This is a genomic window from Arthrobacter sp. HMWF013 (assembly GCF_003061105.1).
GTDB lineage: Bacteria > Actinomycetota > Actinomycetes > Actinomycetales > Micrococcaceae > Arthrobacter.
This window is the reverse complement of sequence record NZ_QAIQ01000148.1, coordinates 3,136-9,334: the sequence shown is the minus strand read 5'-3', so window position 1 is coordinate 9,334 and position 6,199 is coordinate 3,136. Positions and strand designations below refer to the sequence as shown.

Annotated in this window: 5 protein-coding genes and 1 pseudogene; 4 read left to right on the top strand and 2 right to left on the bottom strand. The window is 66.1% G+C overall.

Annotated elements, in window-relative coordinates:
- Together DBR22_RS24370 and DBR22_RS06945 are read right to left on the bottom strand one after the other, a co-directional pair.
- A pseudogene (locus DBR22_RS24370) lies at nt 1-164 on the bottom strand (SDR family oxidoreductase); the annotation flags it as partial.
- A 74-nt stretch (nt 165-238) separates the two neighbouring features.
- Nucleotides 239-850 (bottom strand): TetR/AcrR family transcriptional regulator, encoded by a 612-nt coding sequence (locus DBR22_RS06945; RefSeq protein ID WP_108598402.1) that lies wholly within the window; start codon nt 848-850, stop codon nt 239-241.
- A gap of 150 nt (nt 851-1,000) precedes the next feature.
- Between DBR22_RS06945 and DBR22_RS06940 the strand changes: the two genes are divergently transcribed.
- The 4 genes from DBR22_RS06940 to DBR22_RS24365 form a co-directional block, all read left to right on the top strand.
- The gene (locus DBR22_RS06940) at nt 1,001-2,338 is read left to right on the top strand and encodes an extracellular solute-binding protein (RefSeq protein WP_108598401.1); all 1,338 of its coding nucleotides are present in this window, start codon (nt 1,001-1,003) and stop codon (nt 2,336-2,338) included.
- On the top strand, nt 2,335-3,315 hold the full coding sequence (locus tag DBR22_RS06935) for a carbohydrate ABC transporter permease (protein ID WP_108598400.1): 981 nt from the start codon (nt 2,335-2,337) through the stop codon (nt 3,313-3,315). The genes DBR22_RS06940 and DBR22_RS06935 overlap by 4 nt, the downstream gene beginning before the upstream one ends.
- Complete coding sequence (locus DBR22_RS06930) at nt 3,312-4,229, top strand: carbohydrate ABC transporter permease (protein WP_108598399.1); 918 nt, start codon at nt 3,312-3,314, stop codon at nt 4,227-4,229. The genes DBR22_RS06935 and DBR22_RS06930 overlap by 4 nt, the downstream gene beginning before the upstream one ends.
- Nucleotides 4,229-6,199 (top strand): glycoside hydrolase family 2 TIM barrel-domain containing protein (locus DBR22_RS24365; RefSeq protein ID WP_308810188.1); only part of this gene is annotated, 1,971 nt, incomplete at its 3' end. The genes DBR22_RS06930 and DBR22_RS24365, both read left to right, overlap by 1 nt.

Sequence of the window (6,199 nt, the reverse complement as noted above, 5' to 3'; positions counted from 1 at the left end):
CCCGCCGGCATCCGGGCATCGTAGTCTGGCCAGTAGGCGAGGACCAGATCCCAGCCCTCCGCCGCCAGCTGACGGGCAATTCCGGCCCCGATGCCGGCCAGCCTCCCTGCTCCGGTGATGAGTGCGGTGGGCCGGGCCATACTGTCAGGTGGAGTGGATGCCATTGAATCAGCCTAGCGGTGGCTGCGCGCGCGGCGCGGCGGGGGCCCTGCACGGGCGCTGTGTGCGGTCCCCGGCGTCATTCGGGCAGCAGCACCAGTTCCAGGTATCCCCGCAGGCACCCGGCCATGTCCACACTTTCGGGCGCGAGCAGCCACTGTGTCTGGATTCCGTCCCAGAGGGCGATCAGCGTCGCCGCGGCGGCTTCGGGCTCCACGCCGGGCCGCAGCCGCCCTTCGTCGGCCAGTTCCTTGAACCGCCGCGTGTAGCTGCGCCGGAGCCGGTCAAAACGCTCGGTGAAGTACTCCCGCCCCGGATGGCGGTCGGTGACGGACTCTGCGCACAGCACGGTGTAGAGCTCAATGACGCCCGGAATTTCCTCGTTGAAGCGTGCCTGCCGGATCACGGCGTCCACGAGTTTCTCCTCCGGGTCCGGCGGGGTGGTGCCGTCTCCGGTAATGGAGTCCCGCCAGGTGAGGACGGCGAGCAGCAGGTCGCTCTTGGACGGGAAGTAATGCAGGAGGCTGGTCTGGCTCATGCCCACGCGGTCGGCGACATCCTGCAGCGAACCCCCGCGGTACCCGTGGGCAGCGAAAACGGCGTGGGCCGCGGCCAGGATGGCCTGCCGGCGCTCGGTCGACTTCGAATAGGGTCCCCGCCGGCTGGGCTGGCCCGCCGCTTTTGTGGTCATGGCAAGCAGTGTACAGGCGCCGGTGTGCCGCGGGAATTGAAACTTGAGTGAGTACTCGAATTTTGTGTTAGCGTTTCTCCTGACGATCCCTCCCGCGTGCCGAAGGTCACATTTTCGGCATGCGGACCCGACACGATGAGGTGAAGGCGAATGGCCCGATTTACGCGAAGACAACTTCTGCATGCCGGCCTGGGCACGGCGGCGATGGGACTGCTCGCCGGCTGTGCGACCCCCGGCATACGGTCCGTGAACGCGGCCCCGGTGATTCCACCGGCCGGCGGCGAAAAGATCACGCTGACGTACTGGTCCTGGCTCAAGGATGTCCAGAAGGTGGCGGACATCTGGAACGCCTCCCATCCGAACGTGCAGGTAGAGACGGTGTGGATTCCGGGCGGCAACTCAGGCGGCTACCAAAAGCTGTACTCGGCCCTTGCCGCCGGCGGCGGACCGGACCTCGGCCAGGTGGAGCTGCGCTCGATCCCCGAATTCATGCTGGTGAACGGCCTGGTTGACCTGGCCCGCTATGGCGCCAACGACTTTGCCCACCTGTACGACGAGACACTCTGGGGCCAGGTCAGCTTCACGGACGGCGTCTACGGAATCCCGCAGGACTCCGGGCCGATGGCAATGTTCTATCAGCCGTCGGTCCTTGACCAGGTGGGCGGCACCAACCCGGGAACCTGGGACGAATGGGCCGGCCTTGCCCGCGAACTGCGCCGGAAGGACGTCTACCTGGACTGCTTCCCGCTCGGCGACGCCTCCGTTTTTACCGCATTCGCGGCGCAGGCCGGTGCCAGCTGGTTCCGCGCCGAAGAAGACGGCTGGGTCATCAACATGACCGACGAGGCCACCCTGAAAGCGGCGCGCTTCTTCGATCAGGCGATCGACGAGGACCTGGTCCAGACCGGCTTCGGCGCCTACTCGCCCGGCTGGTTCGCTGCCACGGCCAGGGGAACCGTTGCCTCCGTGGTCAGCGGCAGCTGGGGCGACGCCCTCATCGAAGGCGTGAGCGGCGGCAGCGGAAAGTGGCGGGTCGCGCCCATGCCCACCTGGGGGGATACAGGCTTCGGCTCAAGCTACCTGGGCGGGTCCACCGCGGCGGTGCTGGCCAACAGCAAGCACCCCCGGGAAGCACTCGAATTTGCCGTCTGGATGACCACGTCCCAGGAAGGGATCGACGCCGAAATCAGCAACAGCGGCATCGGGTGGTCGCCGACGCCGGACTTTATCGGCACGCCACGGCAGGCACCCTCCGAGTTCTTCGGCGGCCAGCGCTACCACGAGGAAATTTTCGTGCCGGCGGCCCGGCAGCAGAACCAGGACTGGTCGTGGTGGCCCGTCACCCAGCAATCGTTCAACATCCTCAGCGACGGCTTCCGGAAGAAGGCGTCCGGAACCAGCCTGGTGGACTCCATCGCCACGGCGGAGCAGCAGATCATGACGGTCTTCAAGAACAAAGGCCTCAGCATCCGAAAGGAAACGGCATGACCACGACGTCACGCCCCGCCCACAGCGGGGAGCGTCCCACCGGGCAGCGCCAGAACGGCCGGCGTCCCGCCGGGACCACGAAGCACGGGCGGGCCAGTGGGGCCGCAGCGCGGGCACCCTGGTTGCTCCTGGCACCGTTCCTCATTCTTTTCATCCTGACATTCATCCTGCCGATATTCGTCGCGATCCTCTCAAGCTTCACCAAGGTCACCCGCAGCGGACTCTTCGGTGAAGCCGGGGTGAGAAGTGAATTCGCGGGCTTCAGCAACTATGCCCAGGCCCTGGCCGACGGCAGCTTCGTCGCCTCGATCGGACGGATGCTCCTGTTCGGCATGGTGCAGGTGCCCGTCATGATCGCCCTCTGCACAGTGCTGGCCCTCATGCTGGAATCGGCGTCGGCCAAGTGGCCGGGCTTCTTCCGGGCCGCGTACTTCCTCCCCTACGGTGTGCCGGGTGTGATTGCCACGATCCTGTGGTCCTTCCTCTACGTTCCCGGGCTCAGTCCCCTGATCGACGTCGCCGGACTGGTGGGACTGGAACCCGATTTCCTCGGCGCAGACACCGTGTTGTGGTCCATCGCGAACATCGTCACCTGGAGTTACACGGGCTACAACATGCTCATCATCGTTGCCCAGCTGAAGGCCATCCCCGGGGAACTGTATGAAGCCGCGAAGGTCGACGGCGCCTCCACCTGGCGCGTCGCCCGCAGCATCCAACTGCCCCTGATCCGCCCTGCCCTGGTCCTCACGACGGTCTTCTCGATCATCGGCACGCTGCAGCTTTTCTCCGAAGCCCAGGTCCTGAAAACTGTCGCCCCGGCCATCGACAGCCAGTACACGCCCAACCTCAGCGCCTACACCACGGCATTCGCCTACAACGACTACAACGTCGCGGCCGCCCAGGCAGTGCTGATAGCCCTGGCTGCGTTCACCCTGTCCTTCGCCTTCCTCAAATTCACGAACAGGAAGTCATCATGACCGCAACCGTGACCCCGGCGCCCGCCCCAGATACCAAACCCGTCAAGTCCTCCAGCAGGCCCGGGCGTTCCACCGCCACCAGCCGTCCTTCCGTCATCATCGTCACCTCCCTGCTGGTGGTGGTTGCCCTGTACTTCCTCATCCCCGTCTATTGGGTGGTTGTTGCTGCGACGAAATCGACCGAGGACCTGTTCTCCACCCACGGATTCTGGTTCGCGCCCACTTTCTCCCTGTGGGACAACCTGGCGAAAGTGCTCAGCTACGACGGCGGCATCTTCATCCAGTGGTTCCTGAACTCGGTGCTGTACGCCGGCGTCGGCGCCCTGCTGGCCACGTACTTCGCCGCCGCGGGCGGCTATGCCCTGGCCAAGTACGAGTTCCGCGGCCGGAACCTGGTGTTCGGAACCATCCTGGGCGGGGTGCTGGTGCCGGGAACCGCGACGGCGCTGCCCCTCTTCCTGCTGTTCAGCCAGCTCGGCCTCGCCAACACATACTGGAGTGTCCTCCTGCCGTCCCTGGTCTCGCCGTTCGGATTGTTCCTGTGCCGGATCTACTCCCAGGCCACCGTGGACAGCTCACTGATCGAGGCTGCCCGGCTCGACGGCGCCAGCGAACTGCGGATCTTCCACACGATCGGGCTGCGCGTCCTCACCCCGGCCCTGGTCACCGTTTTCCTCTTCCAGCTGGTAGGCATCTGGAACAACTACTTCCTGCCCCTGGTGATGCTCTCCGATGCGGGGCTGTATCCGATCACCCTCGGGCTGAACAACTGGCTGAGCCAGGTTGACCGCCTGCCCGAATTCTACGAACTGACCACCGGCGGCGTCCTGCTGTCGATCATCCCCCTCAGCATTGCCATGGTTGTCCTGCAGCGCTTCTGGCGCGGCGGGCTGACAGAAGGAGCAGTAAAGTAATGGCCGAGTTCACGGCATCCCGGCACGCCACCGACGCTTCCTACATCACCCACACGGGTTCCGGTTCGGGACGGCGGATAGCCGCCCGGTCCTGGCTGCACACCGACGCTCCCACGCAGTCACTGAACGGCAACTGGCGTTTCCGGCTGCTGCCCGGCGCGCCCGGAACCCCGGGTGGCCGCGGCGTGCTGCCCGCCGGCGAGGCCATCGAGGGCATCGCCGAAGAGACCCTGGACGATTCCTCGTGGGACGAGATCGCGGTCCCTGCCCACTGGGTCCTGGAAGGCGAAGGACGCTACGGGCGCCCCATCTACACCAACGTCCAGTTTCCCTTCCCCACCGATGCCCCCCACGTCCCCGATGAGAACCCCACCGGTGACTACCGGCGCACCTTCGAACTGACCGGGTCATGGACGGAAGCCGAGCGGATCCTGCTGCGGTTCGACGGCGTCGAATCCCGTTACAAGGTATGGGTCAACGGTGTGCCCATCGGCGTGGGCACCGGAAGCCGGCTGGCCCAGGAATTCGATGTCACCGGCGCAGTGCGCCCCGGCGCGAACGTCCTGGCCGTCCGCGTGCACCAGTGGTCGGCGTCGAGCTACGTCGAAGACCAGGACCAGTGGTGGATGCCGGGCATCTTCCGCGACGTCACGCTGCAGGCCCGGCCGGCCCGGGGCATCGACGACGTCTGGCTGCGTACCTCATTCAGCGGCTCCGGTGAGTCCGGTGCCGGCACGATCGACGCTGAAATCACAGCACACGGGGATGCCTTCCCGGTGACGCTTTCGGTGCCGGAGCTGGGTGTGGACGTCACATGGAACTCAGCGGCGGACGTCGCCCCGATCGGGATCGACGCGGTGGAACCGTGGTCCGCTGAACTGCCGCGGCTCTATGACGCCACGGTGGCCAGCGCCGGCGAGACCATCTCGCTGCGCCTGGGCTTCCGGACGGTGCAGATCGTCGGGGACCGGTTCCTGGTGAACGGCCGGCGCGTGGTGTTCCATGGCATGAACAGGCATGAGACCCACCCTGACCGGGGCCGCGTCTTCGACGAGGATTTTGCCCGCGCCGACCTGGCCCTCATGAAGCAGTTCAACGTCAATGCGATCCGCACCAGCCACTACCCGCCGCACCCTCGCCTGCTGGACCTGGCCGACGAAATGGGCTTCTGGGTGGTGCTCGAGTGCGACCTGGAAACGCATGGCTTCCACGCCCAGGACTGGGCCGGCAACCCCAGCGACGATCCGGCGTGGCGCGAGGCCTTCGTGGACCGTATGGAACGCACCATCGAGCGCGACAAGAACCACCCGTCCATCATCATGTGGTCCCTCGGCAATGAGGCGGGCACGGGAGCGAACCTCGCAGCGATGGCGGCGTGGGCCCATGCCCGCGACGCCGGACGCCCCGTCCACTACGAAGGCGATTACACCGGCGCCTACACCGACGTCTATTCGCGAATGTACTCCTCCGTGCCCGAAACCGAGGCGATCGGCCGGAACGGCTCCGGCTCGCTGCTCCTCGGTTGTTCCGCAGCCGAATCGGCCCGCCAGCGGACCAAGCCCTTCATCCTGTGCGAGTACGTGCACGCCATGGGCAACGGCCCGGGTGCGATCGACCAGTACGAGGACCTCGTGGACCGCTACCCCCGGCTGCACGGCGGATTCGTCTGGGAATGGCGCGACCACGGCATCCGTACCCGCACGGCCGACGGAACCGAGTTCTTTGCCTACGGCGGCGACTTCAACGAGGTGGTCCACGACGGCAACTTCGTCATGGACGGAATGGTCCTCTCCGATTCGACGCCGAGCCCGGGACTGTTTGAATACAAGCAGATCGTGGCTCCGATCCGTTTGGGCTTCGGCACCGATTCTGCCCCGGAAGCACAGCACGACGCCGGCCCGCACCGGTTCATCACGGTCGCCAACCTGCGGCACTCGGCGGATACGTCCGACGTCGTCATCCGGTGGCGG